This window comes from Chryseobacterium edaphi (assembly GCF_025628985.1).
GTDB classification, from domain to species: Bacteria; Bacteroidota; Bacteroidia; order Flavobacteriales; family Weeksellaceae; genus Chryseobacterium; species Chryseobacterium edaphi.
Window position 1 is genome coordinate 113,922 of sequence record NZ_JAOTEM010000005.1, and the last position, 17,677, is coordinate 131,598.

Genomic DNA, 17,677 nt, shown 5'->3' on the forward strand with positions numbered 1-17,677 from the left:
CAAACTTTATGGATATTATGATGTTTTAAAAATATTCAGCAATTAGAGAAATCAGAAAAAATAAAACTTTTTCACAAAAATAAATACTACGCAAAAAAACTGCGCAATACCATCTTTACTTTGCATTAGAAATCAGAGAGGAAGCGATAATCCTCCTTAATGTTTAACAAAAAAACAGTAACCATGAAATTTAATTTTTTAAGAAAAGAAAATAGAGTAGTGACCAACTACGAAGGTGCAAAAGCGTACATAATGACGCCTGCAGAAGAACTATACAGTGCTGTTGTTACAACAGGATTATCAAACACTTCCTATGAAAAAGGAAATGAAAGATTGGCGAGAATACAGTCTTTGATTCAGAAAAATGATCCGGAATTCGTTGCAAAACTGGCAGTTTATGCAAGAAAAGATATGTATTTGCGTTCCATTCCATTGGTTTTGACGACCGAATTGGCGAAGCAGACTTCAGGTACAGACTTGGTAAGCAAAACCGTTGACGGAGTGATCCAAAGAGCAGACGAAATCACAGAATTACTGGCGTATTACCAATTAGCCAACGATAGAAAAGAAATAAAAAAGTTAAATAAACTTTCAAAACAAATCCAAAAAGGTTTGGTAAAATCTTTCAATAAATTTGATGAATACCAATTCGCAAAATACAACAGGAAAGCTGAAGTTACTTTGAAAGACGCCTTGTTTTTGGTTCACCCACAAGCAAAAGATGAAAATCAACAAGCAATTTTCAACAAAATCGTCAACGATGCCTTGGAAACTCCATACACTTGGGAAGTTGAACTTTCCGTTTTGGGTCAGACAAAATTTGCGGACGAAGCAGAAAGAAACTCGGCTTTCAAAAACAAATGGGAAGAATTGATTTTCAGCAACAAACTGGGTTATATGGCAACGTTGAGAAACTTGCGAAACATCCTGGAAGCCAACGTTTCTTCGGATGCAATGTACAAGGTGTGCAATTATTTGTCGGATGAAAAAGCGGTGAGAAATTCAAAACAATTGCCATTCAGATTTTTGGCGGCGTATAGAGAATTGAAAACAATTGATTCACCATATTTGTCCTCAATTTTAGAAGCGTTGGAAGACGCAGTAATGGTGAGTGCAAAAAATATCAAAGGTTTTGGTTTCGATACTTCAGTGGTGATAGCGGCAGACGTTTCGGGTTCAATGCAACAGCCGGTTTCTCCGAAATCTAAAGTTTTGTTGTACGATATCGGTTTGTTGATGTCGATGATGTTGCAGTCACAGTGCAAAAACGTGATTTCAGGTATGTTTGGTGATACTTGGAAAAGAGTTCCGATGCCTAAAAACGGTATTCTGAGAAACGTAGATGCCTTCTACAAGCGCGAAGGTGAGGTTGGTTACTCCACAAACGGTTATTTGGTTATCGAAGATTTGCTGAACAGAAGTGAAAAAGTGGATAAAGTAATGTTGTTCACCGATACTCAGCTTTGGGATAGCAACGGTGGTAGAAATTCTTTTGAAAATTCATGGAATCAATACAAAAGTATCAATCCAAATGCGAAATTGTATATATTTGATTTGGCAGGTTACGGAAAACAACCGCTGGATGTCAGAAAAAATGATGTATATCTTATCGCAGGTTGGTCCGACAAAATTTTCGATGTACTGAATGCTTTGGAAGACCGAAAATCTGCAGTAGAAATGATTAAAAAAGTAGTGCTGTAAAAGGCACTGCTTTTAAAAATAAATACTAATAACCATTAATTTTTTCAGGAGCTATTTCCCGCTTTCCACTATATCTTTTTCGCCAACGCTTTTTTTCAAAGCCATTTCAGAAAAAGGATGTCGTTGCAATCGGGGCTAGGAAAAATAAACTATTATAAATGTTACAATTATGAAGACTATTGAAACCAATAAACATTTTGCGATTTTAGACGAAATTGAAAATTCATATAAACTTATTATTTATGGTTTAAAAGAATTACAAAATATGGGAGTTTATAATAAATATTATTTTCTTTCACTTCAGTTATTATCGCAAGGAATAGAAAGATGGTTGAAAATTTATATTTGTTTATCGTATTTTGATAAAAATGAGAAACTTCCTAATCACAGAGAGATAAAAAAATATAGTCATAATTTAGAATTACTTCATAAAGATATAACTGAGCTTTATTTTAAAAAAGAAGATTTCAAAAATCAATTTTTATTAGATTTTGAATTTTTAACTAATAATGATGATTTGAAGAGACTATTAAATATTCTTTCAAAATTTGGAGAAAAATCTCGTTATCATTGTATGGATGTCATCACAGATAATCCTAATAAAGATATAGATGTCATAGAAAGTTGGAAAGATTTTGAAAATGATATAAAGAAAAAATTTAATTATAATTTGACAATTACAGATGAGTATTTGGAAAACTTACAAGAAAAAATAAATACTTACATAATCGTAATAATTGAAAAATATTTGTCTGCAATTTCAAGGCAATTTATTCATGAATTTCATGGAGAATTACCTAAAATTATGATTATGAATAATTTTTACAATTTTGGAAAAATATATGATGGAGAATATGGAGCAAAAGATTATTCAAAATAATTTTGAGATTGCTTTGTTACTTCGTTCCTCGCAATGACCTGAAAAACAAAACGATGCCGTAAGAAAAGAAATCCTTCGACTTCCAATTGATATAGAGTCTTTTCGCAAATTGCTCGGTTTAAACAACCAATGTCGTAAAATAAGAGTTCCATCGTCAAACTTAAAATTCGAAAAACAATCAAAACTCTTATGATTTGTTACTTGGTTTTTAATTAAAAATAAATTTTAACTGCGTAAAAACAATGCGCACTACAACAATAATTTTGCTTCAACAAAAAACAATAACCATAAAAACTTAAAAAAGTAAGTGTCGTAAAACAGAATTTCTTCGTTTGGGGACAGCAATACAGGTTCGAGTCCTGTTCACGGAAATCCGAGATGGCGTAAATGGTAGCGCTCTGTCAGTAAGTCTCTGTTTGATTTTTTACCTTACTTTAAAAAATTATCGATGCCGTAAGAAAGAGTTCCTTCGAATCCAAATTGAAAAAAGTCTCTTTCAAATTTTTTGCTCGATTTTAAAATTATTTAATCATAAAAATCAAGTGTCGTCCTAGAATCATACTTCGATATTAAATCATTCGGTCGCAGGTTCGATTCCTGCCCTTTCTGTTGTAAACGAAATGTAGCTCAGTCGGTAGAGCAAATGAACTGAAAGATTCTGCAATTTTACCTTGATTTAAAAAATAAAGAGTGCCGTAGAAAAGGCTTACTTCTTGGTATAATTTCGGTTCGAGTCCGGACGATCTTGGAAAAGATTGGGAAGTCTTTCAATGTGTTGCCTCTTTTTAAAATAAAATATTAAGTGTCGTAGTGTAGAAATACTTCGTTCCAAACGGTAACACAGGTTCGAGTCCTGTCTGTAACAAAAAACGGTCGTCTAACAGCGTAAGACTCCGAGAATATCTACATGAAATTTACCGTGATAAAATAAAGAGTGTCGTAGAGAAAACTTACTTCGGTAAATCTTATGATCTTGGTTCAACTCCAAAATAAACCTGAAAATGGTTTATATATAGGTTTTCTTGGCTTTTGGCTCTTTATTTAATTAAAAAACAATAAACAAGTGCCGTAGAATAGCGTTACTTCGCTGTCACCGACGTGGTCGCAGGTTCAAGTCCTGCCTTTTCCGAAAAACACAAAATTGAAGGAAAAGTAGCTCAGCTGGTTAGAGCACGACAATGCGCTTTTTGGTTGTTGCCTTGTTTTTAAAACATAAAGTGTCGTAGAGAAAAGATACTTCGTCACCAGATTTGGGGAGGAATAATGAAGTAGGTAATTCCGGCAAGATTATCCGGTTCGACTCCGGCAAAACGTGCCCCGCTTCTTTTCTCGTTTTTTACCTTTATTTAATGTTTGAGTATAAATCAGACAGATGTAAAATGAGTTCCCATCTATTAAGGACTTATTTTTCTTTTAAACCATAGTTTCTTTCTTAAGATAATCAATAAATTTCGAAGGAGTTAATCCGGTTTGCTGTTTAAAAATATTCACGAAATAACTGTACGAACTGAAACCGCACTCTTCGGCAAGATAAGCTATTTTATAATTGAGATATTCAGGATTGGTTCTGAGTTTTTGCGTGATGTAGTTGATTCTTAATTCGTTGATGTAACCATTGAAATTATTATCCTTATGTTTTTTAATAATTTTTGAAAGATAATTGACATTTGTATTGAATGTTGCGGAGATAGAACTTAAACTGATTTCCTGAGAAAGATATTGTTCCTTTTTTTCAAAATTATTAAGTTTTTTAAGGAGTTCGTTTTCTTTCTCGTCGGAAATATTAGAAACTGTAGTTATTTCTTTTTCACTATTTCTGATTTCTAATTTTTCCTGAAGTTGCTTTTCGTATTTTTCAATCAATCCGATTTCTGTGATTCTTTTGAGCTCTTTTATTTTTTTGTAGCGGATCATCAATTTTACACTGAAAAATATGATGATGATAATGAGAATTGCAAAACCTGAAATAATAATGTAAACTTTAGCATCCTGCTCTTTTTGTTTATCCAATAAAATTTGGTTTGAAACACTATCTATTAATTTTTTTTTATTTACCTGATTGCTATTAAATTGTTCTAATGCCTTAGTATTGTAAATCATAAAATTTTTGGTGTCACCCAATTCTTCATACATAAACGACATATTTTCGTAAATAATCAACAATTTATTTGGATTTTTTAGTTTGATTACTAGAGGTAAAACTTTTTTATAATAATAGATGGCGCTATCATTTTTGTTGGCTGAATAATAGGTTCGTGCCATTCCGAATAAGGCATTTGCTTCTGTTACCGGAGTGTTAATTTTCTTAGAAATAGTAACAGCATGCCTGGAATAGTATATTGCGGAATCACTTTTTTCAAGGTCTGAATAAGAAGATGCAAGATTAGTATATTGAGTAACAAGCTCATTCTGTCTTACCTTTTCACTATTAATTTTTAAACAGTACTGTAATGCTATTTTATCATAAATCAATTGCTTTGTAAGATTATTTTTGAGCTCTTCAAATATTGATTTACATCTATAAATATTAGCAACTGCCGTATAATAATCATCACCCTCAAGATTTTTACTTGCAGATAATGCCTTCTCAATAGTTTCTTCTGTTTTGTTATAAAAATTGGAGTTAGCATAAATATTTGCTAATTTGATCAGTGCTCTAACTTCATACAAGTAGTTTTTTTCTTTTTTTGCTACTTCGAGAAGTTTGTTAGAAAGTTCTAACGCTTTTTTTTCATTTCCTATATAATTATAATCTGAGATCAGATAAAACAAAGATCTCATTTTGCCTTTACCGTAATTGATTTTATCAGATTGATTATAAATTTCTGAAATGATAAATATAGATTTACTTTTATCAGTTAATTTAGAAGCCTTAGTAATCAGACTATCAATTGTGTCGGGAGCGTACAGTTGTGCATTCGTTTTTAAAAAAAATGCTACAAGCACTAAGAAGTAGAATTTTATATTCAAATTTATATTTTTTAAATTAATTTTTTTTTGACTGTTCTTTCTTTAGATAATCAATAAATTTTGAAGGCGTCAATCCGGTTTGCTGTTTAAAAATATTTACAAAGTAACTATAAGAATTATATCCGCATTCTTCTGCCAAATATGATATTTTATAAGTATGATATTCCGGATTTTCTTTCAGTTTATTGTTGATGTAATTGATTCTTAGTTCATTAATATATCCGTTGAAGTTATTATCCTTATGTTTTTTAATTACTTTTGACAGATAATTGACATTCGTATTGAAATTGGCAGATAAAGATGCGAGGTTGATTTCCGGAGATAAATATTGCTCTTTTCTTTCAAAGCTTTTAAGTTTTGACAGCAGTACGTTTTCCTTTTCGTCGGAAATGTTTGAAGTAATCAAATTCTGTTCTGCTGCAGTTTCCGTAAAGATTTGCTGATCTACAGGTATTGATTTATTTTCCAGGTCGGCAATGATTTTCGTAAAGTTTTTGTAATCTTTTTTATTTTTATAAAACTGATAAAGTGTAAATGAAGATACAACCAATAAAAGAAATAATATACAACCTATAATCCAGTATTTCGTTTGATCAGATTTCACAAGTTCTTTTGTTCTGTCATCTTCCATCAATTTTATCGTCTGGTTGAGCTCATTACGCTTTGTAACATCCATACTGTCTTTGAGTTGGAAGAAAATCTTATCATATTTAATACTGTTTTCTCTGTCACCAATTTTAAGATATGCAGCACGTATGTAATCGCTCATTTCTAAAGCCATTTTAAAATCTTTGTAGCTCTTAGCAATTTCAAAACCTTTAGTGTATTGATTTATAGCCGCTTTGGGTTGATGTATTGCTTCATAATATTCTCCAAAATTCCTGTAAACAAAAATAAGATGCGTGCTGTCTTTATCAATATTGGCATTATATTCTGCTTTTTTTAAATAATAAAGCGCAGAATCATATTTTTTCACATACAGATAATCATAAGCAATATTATTATAAGCTCCGGAAATACTGGCAATTCCGGGATAAGGCTTTTTTAATTTCAGCAATTCTGAAAGATATTTTCTGTGATAATCTAATATGGAATCATCAGAATCAGTAAGATCAGCCTTATCGCGCCATAGCAATCCTTTTATAATGTGGTAGTCATCGGTGTTTTTATCCATTTCAGATGCCATTGCGAAACCTTTCTTGTTTTCTGCAAGAGATTTCTCGTCCAGACCTAACTCGTAATAACAGAGTGATTTTCTTCGTACGGCATGGTTTTTAGAAAAATATTTGTCACTGCCTTTGCGTTCAAGAACTTTATCACAATATTTTATAGATTCTGCATACTTTCCTAATCTGAAAAATGATAAACTGATATGATACAGAGCAAATTTTATTTTATCCTCATCATTTGCTTCAGTTGCTTTTTTTAGAAGTTCAAAGCTTACTTTTGCTTTTTCGGCAGGTCTTATTTCTAATGACTGCGTTTTAGTGAATAAAATATCGATATCCTTTGTATTTTTCTGAGCATTAAAAAGGATCAGAACAAAAAAAAGTAAAAAACTTAAATAGTATTGATGTCGAGAGTTACCCCTCTTTTCTTTAGATGAGAAAGTTTCGGAAAGAGAAAAATATGTAGATTTTATTCTGCTCATTTTATCAGAATTTTTTCCAAACATCAAATCAAAAAGTTTAAGTTACTTTTTTAACTGTATAGTGTTTGATGTTTGATTTTTTAATTTGAACAGAAACAAATTCTTATACAAATATATATTTTTTATAAACTTAAATAGAAAAAATTCTAATAAATGTTGATTCTATGCTGCGTTTAAATAATCTCGTTTAATCTTAATTTTTTCTGTCATTATCTTCTACGTATTTTAACAATTTACCCTGTTTTTATAAAAATTAAATAACAGTTGTTTATGCGTTATTACTAAAGAATATGCAACGTAATTATGATACTTTTTAAAGATTATTAAATTGAGAAATTTCGTTTTTAGAGCTTACGGATAACAATAGAGGGCTTGTTGGGGGGCTGTTTTTAAATTAAAAATAGTCATGAGAAAATTTCTAATAATTTGTCCTTTTCTTGTCGTAATTATTTGATATTTAGGGTTTTGTAAAATAGTATGTATATGTAAAATTCTGAATTTCGGATGTGTAGTATAGTAAAATAAGCAAAAGAAGGCCGTTAATTTGTCAAATCAAAATTATTGCAAAAGTAATGAACCTTAAATGTGCAGATTGGTTTTGGTAATGTGAGGAACCTGCTTTTATTAAAAACACAAAATTTATATATACTTTTTTTAACGGCCTTCTTTAGAGAAAAATAAGAAGGCCTTTAAACTGAAAGAAAATATTTTTCACCAAGTTCAAGATAGTAATGAAGATAAACGTTAAAGACATCCACATTGGAAACATTATTAAAGAAGTAATAGAGGAGAGAGAAATAACGATACCCAGAATTTGTAATTTTTTTAAAATTGACGAGCGTGAGGTTTTCAGAATGTTTGAACAGAAAAGTCTGGAGTCTGATCTTATCTTGAAATGGAGCAAGCTTGCTGAATACGATTTTTTCAGACCCTATGTTACGCATCTTATGCTTTTTGCAAGTATCAGTCAGACCAAAAATAATAAGAACCTTAAAAAAAGTGAGGACATACAGTTTAGGAAAAATGTATACACGAAGGAAATTAAAGAATATATTTTAGAATTGGTCAATACCAATCAGAAAACTTTATCAGATATCATTAAGGAATATAATATACCAAAGACGACAATTTACAAGTGGATGCGAAAGCAGGATACGGAAAAAGAATAATTCAATAATCAAAAAAACTGTATATAGATGAAGCCGAATTATACCAAGATATACTTGGATCTGATAAAATATAGAAAGAAAGAGAATCTGGTTTCCGATGCCTTACTTCAAAAGATAAAAAATATAAAAATGGCCAATGACATTTTTGAAGTTGAGAGAGCATTATTTGGTAATAGCAATTTTGTTGACAATCAGAAACTTAAATCTTACGATGAAACAACCATAAAAATTGTTCTGAATCATCAGAAAGAAAATAACCTTACTAATATAGAACTGAGCAATCATTATAAAATCAGCAGAAATACGATTGCAAAATGGAAAAAGATCTATCAGTACAGCAATATTTAGATCAGAATTATAAGTGCAGGTTTACATAAAACATTAGATAATTTATGCTCAACTATGTATGTGAACGATAGGGTTTTAAAGTAAAAATGAAAATTTACTAAAAAAAACTTTGATAATTACTTTTTAAAAATAATAGATATGATGAAAAATTTATTAATTATTACATTTCTTGTATTGTTTTCCAGTGTCATTTATGGGCAAGTCGGAATTAATACAGACACACCCGATGCATCTTCGATTCTTGATGTTTATAGTACAAGTAAAGGAGTTTTATTTCCCAGAGTAAATATTACTGATAAAACTTTAAAAGGACCCATTACTGCGGTTCCAAAAGATGGATTGTTAGTTTACAATTCAGGTACTGTACTGAACAAATCTCTGTACTCTTGGGATTCTGCTGCAAACTCAGGAACAGGCGGCTGGAACCAGCAACTTTATTTTAAGGAAACTCCCAAAGTTGCTACAATTGGTTTGATCAATGATGTTTCCAAGTTGAATAATCGAGATCCTGGTCATGATGATTATTTGGTGAACGGTCCTGCAGCGAACAATTATAATATTATTACATCTGGATATATTCCTGGGCTAAGTTTTAGACTTGGTACAACCGTTTTACAACCTTATGATACCAGTAGCGGAAGCGGTTCTCATTGGGACATTATAGTAGGACCTGGTGTTTATAAAATTGAAATTTCATACCTGCTGAACGCTCCGACTCCAGACGCTGGTAGGGGAACTGCTCTCTCAGGAACGTATTGGAACATGGGATATTACAGTGATTTATATGTGCAGCCATACAATCCTGCTGCTAATACAGTCAGTGCTTTTTCTTTTTATGAAAGAACGGAAGGTTCCACACTGTCAAAATTGAGTCCTGAAGAGCACAGAGTAACCTTTCAGCATATTTTTTCGTCCGCAAATAACACCGAATATTTGTCGCTTACTTTAAAACTTGGAAGAAAAACAGGATCATCTCATCTGGACTTGGTGAATGTTCTAGCGAGTGGTACTATTATTAAATTAATAAAACTAAAATAACTATGAAAAAGATAATAGTCACTACAATAATGATGATTTTTAATCAGATAGTTTTCGCTCAGGTCGGAATTGACATTACTTCTGTCGATAATTCCGCAGTATTAGAACTGTCTAACAGTAAAAATAAAGCTTTTTTACCACCTAGGGTAAATATTACAAGTTTATTGAGCATTACGACACCTGTTGCAAATCCTGTGGAAGGTTTGATTGTTTACAATATCGGGACAGTTGTTCCGAAAGGTTATTATATCTGGAATAATGGCTCCTGGAGCTTGCTGGCAACCAAAGAAAATTCAGTCGCAAATTTACTTGTAAGAAATACAAGCTCTACTATTATGCTTGCCGGATTGGCTAACAATATTTATGAGCCTGTAGTTGGAGGTAGTACAACATTCAACAGTATTGCAGGTGCTTCATATAACCCTGTAACTGGTGTCGTTACGGTTCCGCCGGGTAATTATTCTATACAGGCAGTTTTAAGCATTCAAGTACCTGATGAAAATCCAAGTGCCGGAATTGGAAATACAACCAGAACACACCTTCATAACTATGTTGCAAAATTAGTTGACAGTACATCACCAGCAACAATTTACGGTAACATAGTTAAAGAAAATCAGACTTCAAACTCTAGTGCTTCCACGCTTCCAAAACAACATTCGGTGAGTTTTCTATTCACTGTGTCAGTTACTACCACCACTTCTTTTGTGCTGAATCTGGCTCATGCTTCTGGCGGCACTTATACAAATACAGTTGGTGGAAACACACCAAACAACGGTAGAATTACAGTTTTAAATTCATTTATTCACGTTCAAAGTTCAAAATTATGATACGTCCAAAAGTATTAATTTTAGCCATAGTTTTTTTTGGTATCAATATGTTCACGGGGCAAGTTGGTATCAATATTCAAAGTCCTGATGCTTCTTCTGCATTAGATATCACTTCTCCAAACAGAGGTGTTTTGATTCCTCAGTATTCTCTGGCAAGTTTGTCAGACACGTCTTCTCCCGTGGCATCTCCGGCAGAAGGATCAATCATCTATAATACTGGCGGAGCATTTCCGAAAGGAAATTATTATTGGACAGGTGTTCAATGGGAAAGACTGTCTGTAAATACTGAGTATGATCAGATTTTAAAAGTAGAAAAAAAAGGAAGTGCCGTGGCGATTGCATCTGGTGCAAATGCGAGTAGCATTATTTCCTTTGATGCAACTGGAATTATAAATACGATTTCTGGGGTTACTTTCAGTGGAGGCTCAGACATTAGTTTACCTGCAGGAACTTATAAAATTGATGTTAGCTTTGACGGTGCTTGTCCTACATCAGGTAATTCTACAGCGTTTGTTTCGGGTAATCATCTCTATGTGATCAGTGCCGTTATTGAAGATAATGCGGCAACCCCTAATCTTTTGACAGATGAAAAGGTTTCCTCCATAGTCAGTGGAGTAGGTACTATAAACGGAGGTATTCAGGGCTACAGATATTCTTTTGTTTTAACTCTTGCAGCAACTACTGTAGTAAGATTAAGATTAAGACATAATAATGGAGCTTCAAATTCTTCGGCAACCAACGTAGGTAATGCCGGCATTGTTGCAAGTTTCTATAAATTTCTCTAAGTAAAAATGTAAGAAAATAAATAAATAAAACAAAAGCAATTAAGATGAAAAAACAATTATTAATTACTGCTTTTATCGCAGCTACATCTGCAATTCAGGCTCAAGTTGGGGTTAACACAGAATCACCAAAATCTTCTATGGATGTAAGAGGTAAAACTGATGCCGGAGGAATTTCACTTCCTTCAGACATTACAGGTTTACAGGCACCTCGCCTTACCCGTGCAGAGCTTACCAGCAAAGGAAATTCCCTTTACGGAACCGATCAAAAAGGTGCTTTGGTTTACATTACAGATATCTCTGGTGGAGATGCGCTTAGCCAAAGGGTAAAAATTACGGCAATTGGATACTACTATTTTGACGGTACTCTTTGGCAATCTGTTTCCAGCGGTGCGACTACCGGGATCAATTACTTCTATGCACCGTCAATGGTTTTGCCGACAGTAAATGCAAACCTGCCTTCTTACGCATCTTTCAGTGGCGGAACTTTTACCATCAATCTATATTCTGCTTACAGCAATGAGTATGGATTGACAGACAGTGGTACAGTAGCTACAAGATCTTCAATTAAAAGTGCAACCTCAACTACATTACCTGTACTTGGAGCTTCTGCTTTAGAATACTTCGTGATCTATTTTGACAATACGGTATTTGACCCAAACACGATCACTCTTAGTGATACCGGTATTTTAACCTATCAGATTTTGCCTTCGGCTGTGGTTACTGAGAAAACCTTTATGAATATTGTATTTAAGATCAGATAAGAAAAGAAAGAAACCTTGAAGTACATTTTTTTAATAATGAAAGAACATTTACTATACAAGGTTGTAGTTACCCAAAACTACATTACTTATTGAGAGCTTGAAAAGAGCAACCTTAAATACAAACATTATGAAATTAAATATATTTTTAAAAGCCAAATTGCTGTTTTTGATGACAGTTCTCTTTGCGAACAGTGATCATTTACAGGGACAGACATATCCTCCGGTTGTTAATATCAACTCTGCAGCTCCTGACGTAATTACGAATGGCGCTTTTATAAACTCATCACCAGCTACAGGACCCTCTTCGGCAACGATGTTTGCAGGATGGACAGCAGTTCCTAATTATCCTTATTTTGGTGGTGATCCGGTTAATTTTCCTGATGGAAAAAATTTGGTTTATTGGGAAAGAGATGGTACCACTTCTGGAGCAACACTTACTCAGACTGGTTTAACAGGTTTAAACTACGGCCCAAGTAAAAATGGAGGCGCACAGTTATCTTTAGATATTTGCTGGGGTCAGGCCAATATGAATGCAAGTCCCGGTGGATTTTTTGCTGAAATACAAATTCGCGTTGGAGGTGTTTTATATGCCGTAGTAAATACTGGTGCAGGATTTAATACTAACGCAGCTATCACTTATTCTAATGGAGCAACTGGAAACCGGACAGTCATTACTGGTCCTCCTAATAATGTCGTTAAGTTCAGCCCCTTCCAAAACTGGATCATCGATTTACCAACTACTACACCTGCCAATGGAGATTTAGAATTTACTTTTCGTACTGCGAATCTTAATCCAGTGACTAATTTTATGGATGATTTTGTATTCGACAATGTAAAACTTAATAAATATGCAACGGCGGGTAACTACACAAATACTTATTATGAAGATGGTGTGGGTGTCACAATTGCAAGTTCTACAACTTCCGTTTGGGATGCAAACAGCACCAATATCGCATCAGGAACTGTGACATTGACTAATCCACAGTCTAATGACCGATTATTGGTCAATGGACTTACAGGAAACGGAACGTTTGGGGGTATTTCATATACAAACAATGGTTCTTCAATCGCGATGACAAGTGTTGCAACGAAAGCCGCATATGAATCTTTTATCAAAGCTATTACATTTCAGGATAATAATCCAATAGTTACTACATCTCCAGACCGAATCATCAATGTGCAGGTTACTGATGCAGTTACTTTGTTACCATCTAATATTTCTACGAGTACCATAAAAGTGGTTCCCGTTAATGATGTGCCCTCATTTGTAAAAGGTGCCAATCAGAATATCGCACAATGTGTCACAACTCCGCAAACGGTTAACGGTTGGGCAACTTCAATTAGCAAAGGTCCTGCTGATGAGTCTAGTCAGATGCTTAATTTTATTGTTACCAATACTAGTAATTCGGCTTTCTCTGCACAACCCGCAATTGATCCTAGCGGAAATTTAACATATACACTTTCAGGTACTTTCACTGGGGTTGTTACCGTTAATGTTGCACTTCATGATGATGGAGGAACCGCCTTCGGTGGGGTAGATACTTCTGCAATTCAAACATTTTTTATCTTTATAGCTCCGACACCAACTGCAGTTATTCTGGCTACAGGCCCTACAACTGTTTGTCCGGGAGCTAGTGTAGTGCTAACTGCATCTCCTGCAACAACATACCAATGGTACAATGCTTTTGGCATAATTGCCGGAGCTACAAACCAACAATATGTAGCAACCTCCACAGGAACGTATTATGTAGTTGAAACAGAAAATGGCTGTACTTCTGCCAATTCAAACTCAATTGCTGTCACCGTTCAGGATACAGTAGCACCGGTTTTTGTAGCATCTACCGGTACACAAGTAGTGAGTGATGTGATCGATTTTGATACGGCACCTACAACTGCTACTTTGCCTGCTACTTTTCCGCAATCTTTCGGTTCAGGCGCTGCAATGGTAACGATAAATCAATCTGTTGCTGGTACAATTGATTATATCGGAATTACTGCTCCTACTGGTACTCCTGTGCCTTACAATAGTACTGGAAACGCTTTGAAGTTGTTAGCTAGTACTGATATAAACAGAACCAATACGCTTACTTTTCCACAGAAGATCCAAAATTTGAAATTTGCAATGTATGATGTGGATGGAGGTATACAGATTGCTTTTCTAGCGTATAACAACGGTGTTCTGCAAAATGTAACATTAACGCCTTTGTCTACAACGTCACAAAAGGTTACGGTTGCAAATAGCGGTACACCCAATGCTTCACTTACTGGTGTCGGCGGAGGTTTTGGTGATAGTACAAGACAAGGAGGTGTAAATGTTGATATTCCGGGACCAATCGATTCGATAGTTCTTGTTTATACTATGCCTACCACTTCGAGTTCAAACACCGCTAATAATGATATCACAGATATGAGTTTTGAGCATATTGCAAATACTCAGGTTGCTGCCACTTTACCGGCAAATACAACAGTGAATTGCAACGCAATCCCGGTTGCACCTACGCTTTTGGCTGCAGACAATTGTGGAACGGCAACAGTAGTACCAACGGAAACTACTGCGGTCAATACACCGGCAGCAGGACAGTCTACCATCACCAGAACCTGGACGGCGACAGACGGATCTGGAAACACAACGGTACATACCCAAGAAATTGTGGTTAATGGCTACAGTGCACAGCCAACAGCTGCAGCAAACCAAAATATTTGTGCTACCAACTTTACCACTTTGGCAAGTGTTGTAATCACAGGAACAAACATCAAGTGGTATGCAGATGCAACTACTACCACAGTGCTTCCTACATCTACAGTACTTACAAATGGTGCAACTTATTATGCTACTCAAACGATAGCGGGAGGTTGCGAAAGTTCACGCCTCGCAGTGACGGTTAATTTAAAAAACTGCTCATGGATCAATCCTTCACTGAGATCGAAAGCAGGAAAATAAATGAAATAAGTGATTTAATTGAAACAGCCTTCCTCATTATGGGGAAGGCTGTTTTTTTATAGTACAGATCCTATTTATTTTGCAAGACCTGTAACAGCATATTTTTTTCTGCCTTTAAAATTTCTATCTCACGCTCAAGTTCACTGATTCGGATATCCTTACTCTGGTCTTTGGGAACATCTGTGCTAAATTCAGTTGGCAGTTTTGAAGCAATATCTGAAAAGAAATTATGTTTTACGGCAAGGCTGAGTTCCCATAAAACAGATAATTGTAAAGATTCTCTTTTCTGGTAATGAAGTATGACTCCCGGATCTTTACCTATATACCGTGCCAGTGCACTTTTCGAAATTTTATTTCTGTCGATGTGTGCTTTTAGCACCTGTCCGATATGTAAGGTTTGTTTGTTATCTTCCATTCTATAGGGCATTGTTAGTTGAAATTTTCATTTTTTCTATAAGGAAATTCAATATTTAGTAGTATAAATTCTATTGCTGATTAATAAAATTAATATTATCGGTAATTCTATTGATTACTTATAGAATTTAAATTGCATTTATTGTTTGAAAATTAATTTTATATGATATAACTTTAGTTTGATGGTGTAAAAATTTCATTTAATATGATATTGAGTCCATTTTTAAAATTAAATAATAAAAAAAACCGGCTATTGCCGGCTGTATGATTATATCTGATCCAAAGGTCTGCCTGTATTTCCCTGTGCGTCGAAGCGTGCTCTGAGTTTTTCATAGGATTGTTTCGCAGAATTGATCCCTGCTGTATTGGCTCCTTCAAAAAGACGATAACAAACCAATGCGCCTGTGTAAGCTTCATCTCCTGCAATTCGTTTGAGGTCGGATATTTTTTGAAGAAGCGTATTGATTCCGGATTCAATAGTGTCTAACTGATCAAACAATGTAATGTCAGTCTGTATATTTGCTGTCTGAACAAATGAAGGAATAATTTCACTGCCATTGACAGTAGTTTCGGTGATGACGTCTTCTACAAAAATCTTATTACTGACATTGATTGATTTCAGGGTTGCACGCTGATCATCAGTCAGGCTTCCTGCAGGCAATTTGCTGCTTATTGAGGAAATAGCATCATTGATTGCTGAAAGATCGCTTGTCGTAATGACAGTGTTGAGTTTGTTCTCGGTAATGTTTCCCATAAGAATAATTTTTTTTAATGTGTTAAGGCATCAAAAATAAAAATTAATTTTTATATATTTTTCATTTTATATTATTTTTAACAATGTAATGTGTTTATTTAAATAAAATATCAATCATTTTTAATTCCTGGAGTGTTTAGAATATACGATTGAAACCCACCATTTCTGATTTCTAAAACTTTTTTTGTCAGTTGGGTTATTTATAGATTGGTATTCTTTTTATAAGCTTTGTAACTTTAAAATTCAATAAATCTCTTGTTATATTTCTTAGAGATATACTGCTGCTTTTTAGTTTATATATTTCTGTTTCTGATGACTTTTTCGAATAATAATTTTTGCAAATTCTCAGATTATTAACTTTCACAAGGAACGCTCCTCAGTCATTTAGATATGTTTTCAATGCCAAAAATAAAAAAGAGTAGGGAATGCCTACTCTTGTTTGATTGATTAATTTTAAATGAATTTTGAAATTCAACGTGTTAATTTTAAAAAAGAATTATTGCAAACTTTGGTACATGCCCAATCTTTATCACAAAAAATGCTTATCTCAAAAAAAATACTACGCTGTAAGCGTAGTATTTTTTATTTATTGAATATCATCCTCGCAGATTTTTTTCCATTTTGCGATGGTCGTTCTGCTGATTTTATATTGCTTGGAAATATAATTGCTGGAGAAGCCGTGCTGTTTCTGATACATCAGAATCTTCAGCATCGTTTCTTTATCGTACGTTCTCAACTTCTGGTTATTTTCCTGACTTTCCTTTGATTGTTTGAAAAGTTTTTCGTTAAACTTGATTACTTCATCGCTCGTGTTGAGGTTTTTAAGAAGTTCCCTGACTTTTACGTCTTTCAATTTTTCAGGATGCTCTGCCTGCAGAAGATCGTGATAAATTTTACTGTAGTTAGGTTTCATTTTCATATAATAATTTTGGTGATTCTTATTTTTTCTGCAACCATCTGTGAAGCGTACTCTTTGGGATAGAGTATTCTTTGATCACATCTGCCTGCGTCATTTCTCCGGAATCAATTTTTTTAATTATAAAATTCTTGATTTCCTGAGTGTAAATATTTTTTCTGAATTGTGGTGTCTTGTCTTTGTCTGATTTCTCTTTAGATTTATTCACTGCAGAAGGCGGTGCATACAAAATCAGGTGAGAACTGTATAGTCTGAAGAAGTCATACTCCAGTAATTTTGACCATCTTAAAAGAATATCGGTATCAATCGATTTGCTTTCATAAACATTGTTTACAAAATCCTCGTCCTTGCTCAGAAAATTACAGATTCTCTCAATTGCAATCTCTTTCTGATCTACAAGTTCCTTTATCGCTTTGCCTATATGTATTACTTTGTATAACATTTATAAATAAAATTTTATTTTTAAATATTTTTCATAAATCAATAACTGATAAGCATTTGTGTATTTAAGTTAAGCTTAGT

The 17,677-nt window shown here is 33.7% G+C and carries 15 protein-coding genes; 9 read left to right on the forward strand and 6 right to left on the reverse strand.

The features are described 5' to 3' along the window. The first annotated feature begins 183 nt into the window (after positions 1-183). Together NZ698_RS16845 and NZ698_RS16850 are read left to right on the forward strand one after the other, a co-directional pair. Positions 184-1,701: a TROVE domain-containing protein gene (locus tag NZ698_RS16845; protein WP_263004375.1), complete on the forward strand. Its 1,518-nt coding sequence runs from the start codon at positions 184-186 to the stop codon at positions 1,699-1,701. A gap of 169 nt (positions 1,702-1,870) precedes the next feature. Continuing rightward, on the forward strand, positions 1,871-2,581 hold the full coding sequence (locus NZ698_RS16850; RefSeq protein WP_263004376.1) for a hypothetical protein: 711 nt from the start codon (positions 1,871-1,873) through the stop codon (positions 2,579-2,581). 1,413 nt (positions 2,582-3,994) lie between these two features. Here the strand turns inward: NZ698_RS16850 and NZ698_RS16855 are convergent. Both NZ698_RS16855 and NZ698_RS16860 read right to left on the reverse strand, forming a co-directional pair. Further along, the gene (locus tag NZ698_RS16855) at positions 3,995-5,551 is read right to left on the reverse strand and encodes a tetratricopeptide repeat protein (protein WP_263004377.1); all 1,557 of its coding nucleotides are present in this window, start codon (positions 5,549-5,551) and stop codon (positions 3,995-3,997) included. A gap of 16 nt (positions 5,552-5,567) precedes the next feature. Next, a complete protein-coding gene (locus NZ698_RS16860) occupies positions 5,568-7,202 on the reverse strand; it encodes a response regulator transcription factor (protein ID WP_263004378.1) in 1,635 nt (544 codons plus the stop codon). A 731-nt stretch (positions 7,203-7,933) separates the two neighbouring features. Here NZ698_RS16860 and NZ698_RS16865 point away from each other — a divergent pair. The 7 genes from NZ698_RS16865 (at position 7,934) to NZ698_RS16895 (ending at position 15,071) form a co-directional block, all read left to right on the forward strand. Next, positions 7,934-8,371, forward strand: coding sequence for a transposase (locus NZ698_RS16865; protein ID WP_263004379.1), 438 nt, complete (start codon positions 7,934-7,936; stop codon positions 8,369-8,371). Between the two features lie 27 nt (positions 8,372-8,398). Next, entirely contained in the window at positions 8,399-8,719 is a 321-nt protein-coding gene (locus NZ698_RS16870) for a helix-turn-helix domain-containing protein (RefSeq protein WP_263004380.1), read from the forward strand. A 141-nt stretch (positions 8,720-8,860) separates the two neighbouring features. Next, positions 8,861-9,757 carry a phage tail-like protein gene (locus NZ698_RS16875; RefSeq protein WP_263004381.1) on the forward strand — a complete coding sequence of 299 codons (897 nt, stop codon included), beginning with the start codon at positions 8,861-8,863 and terminating at the stop codon, positions 9,755-9,757. Between the two features lie 2 nt (positions 9,758-9,759). Further along, the gene (locus tag NZ698_RS16880; RefSeq protein ID WP_263004382.1) at positions 9,760-10,584 is read left to right on the forward strand and encodes a phage tail-like protein; all 825 of its coding nucleotides are present in this window, start codon (positions 9,760-9,762) and stop codon (positions 10,582-10,584) included. Continuing rightward, positions 10,581-11,369, forward strand: a complete 789-nt coding sequence (locus NZ698_RS16885; protein ID WP_263004383.1) for a phage tail-like protein — start codon at positions 10,581-10,583, stop codon at positions 11,367-11,369. The genes NZ698_RS16880 and NZ698_RS16885 overlap by 4 nt, the downstream gene beginning before the upstream one ends. 44 nt (positions 11,370-11,413) lie before the next feature. After that, positions 11,414-12,130: a phage tail-like protein gene (locus NZ698_RS16890; RefSeq protein WP_263004384.1), complete on the forward strand. Its 717-nt coding sequence runs from the start codon at positions 11,414-11,416 to the stop codon at positions 12,128-12,130. Between the two features lie 127 nt (positions 12,131-12,257). Then, on the forward strand, positions 12,258-15,071 hold the full coding sequence (locus NZ698_RS16895; RefSeq protein ID WP_263004385.1) for a beta strand repeat-containing protein: 2,814 nt from the start codon (positions 12,258-12,260) through the stop codon (positions 15,069-15,071). 70 nt (positions 15,072-15,141) lie between these two features. Here NZ698_RS16895 and NZ698_RS16900 read toward each other — a convergent pair whose 3' ends face one another. The 4 genes from NZ698_RS16900 to NZ698_RS16915 form a co-directional block, all read right to left on the reverse strand. Beyond that, the gene (locus tag NZ698_RS16900; protein ID WP_263004386.1) at positions 15,142-15,498 is read right to left on the reverse strand and encodes a hypothetical protein; all 357 of its coding nucleotides are present in this window, start codon (positions 15,496-15,498) and stop codon (positions 15,142-15,144) included. A 255-nt stretch (positions 15,499-15,753) separates the two neighbouring features. Further along, entirely contained in the window at positions 15,754-16,239 is a 486-nt protein-coding gene (locus tag NZ698_RS16905; protein ID WP_263004387.1) for a hypothetical protein, read from the reverse strand. 586 nt (positions 16,240-16,825) lie between these two features. Next, entirely contained in the window at positions 16,826-17,152 is a 327-nt protein-coding gene (locus tag NZ698_RS16910) for a helix-turn-helix domain-containing protein (RefSeq protein WP_263004388.1), read from the reverse strand. A gap of 25 nt (positions 17,153-17,177) precedes the next feature. Continuing rightward, on the reverse strand, positions 17,178-17,597 hold the full coding sequence (locus tag NZ698_RS16915) for a transposase (protein ID WP_263004389.1): 420 nt from the start codon (positions 17,595-17,597) through the stop codon (positions 17,178-17,180). Positions 17,598-17,677: the final 80 nt, after the last annotated feature.

Bases quoted from the DNA above. Each gene is read 5' to 3' on its own strand.
- NZ698_RS16845 (WP_263004375.1), top strand. From the start codon at position 184: ATGAAATTTAATTTTTTAAGAAAAGAAAATAGAGTAGTGACCAACTAC.
- NZ698_RS16850 (WP_263004376.1), top strand. From the start codon at position 1,871: ATGAAGACTATTGAAACCAATAAACATTTTGCGATTTTAGACGAAATT.
- NZ698_RS16860 (WP_263004378.1), bottom strand. From the start codon at position 7,202: ATGAGCAGAATAAAATCTACATATTTTTCTCTTTCCGAAACTTTCTCA.
- NZ698_RS16865 (WP_263004379.1), top strand. From the start codon at position 7,934: ATGAAGATAAACGTTAAAGACATCCACATTGGAAACATTATTAAAGAA.
- NZ698_RS16870 (WP_263004380.1), top strand. From the start codon at position 8,399: ATGAAGCCGAATTATACCAAGATATACTTGGATCTGATAAAATATAGA.
- NZ698_RS16875 (WP_263004381.1), top strand. From the start codon at position 8,861: ATGAAAAATTTATTAATTATTACATTTCTTGTATTGTTTTCCAGTGTC.
- NZ698_RS16880 (WP_263004382.1), top strand. From the start codon at position 9,760: ATGAAAAAGATAATAGTCACTACAATAATGATGATTTTTAATCAGATA.
- NZ698_RS16885 (WP_263004383.1), top strand. From the start codon at position 10,581: ATGATACGTCCAAAAGTATTAATTTTAGCCATAGTTTTTTTTGGTATC.
- NZ698_RS16890 (WP_263004384.1), top strand. From the start codon at position 11,414: ATGAAAAAACAATTATTAATTACTGCTTTTATCGCAGCTACATCTGCA.
- NZ698_RS16895 (WP_263004385.1), top strand. From the start codon at position 12,258: ATGAAATTAAATATATTTTTAAAAGCCAAATTGCTGTTTTTGATGACA.
- NZ698_RS16900 (WP_263004386.1), bottom strand. From the start codon at position 15,498: ATGCCCTATAGAATGGAAGATAACAAACAAACCTTACATATCGGACAG.
- NZ698_RS16905 (WP_263004387.1), bottom strand. From the start codon at position 16,239: ATGGGAAACATTACCGAGAACAAACTCAACACTGTCATTACGACAAGC.
- NZ698_RS16910 (WP_263004388.1), bottom strand. From the start codon at position 17,152: ATGAAACCTAACTACAGTAAAATTTATCACGATCTTCTGCAGGCAGAG.
- NZ698_RS16915 (WP_263004389.1), bottom strand. From the start codon at position 17,597: ATGTTATACAAAGTAATACATATAGGCAAAGCGATAAAGGAACTTGTA.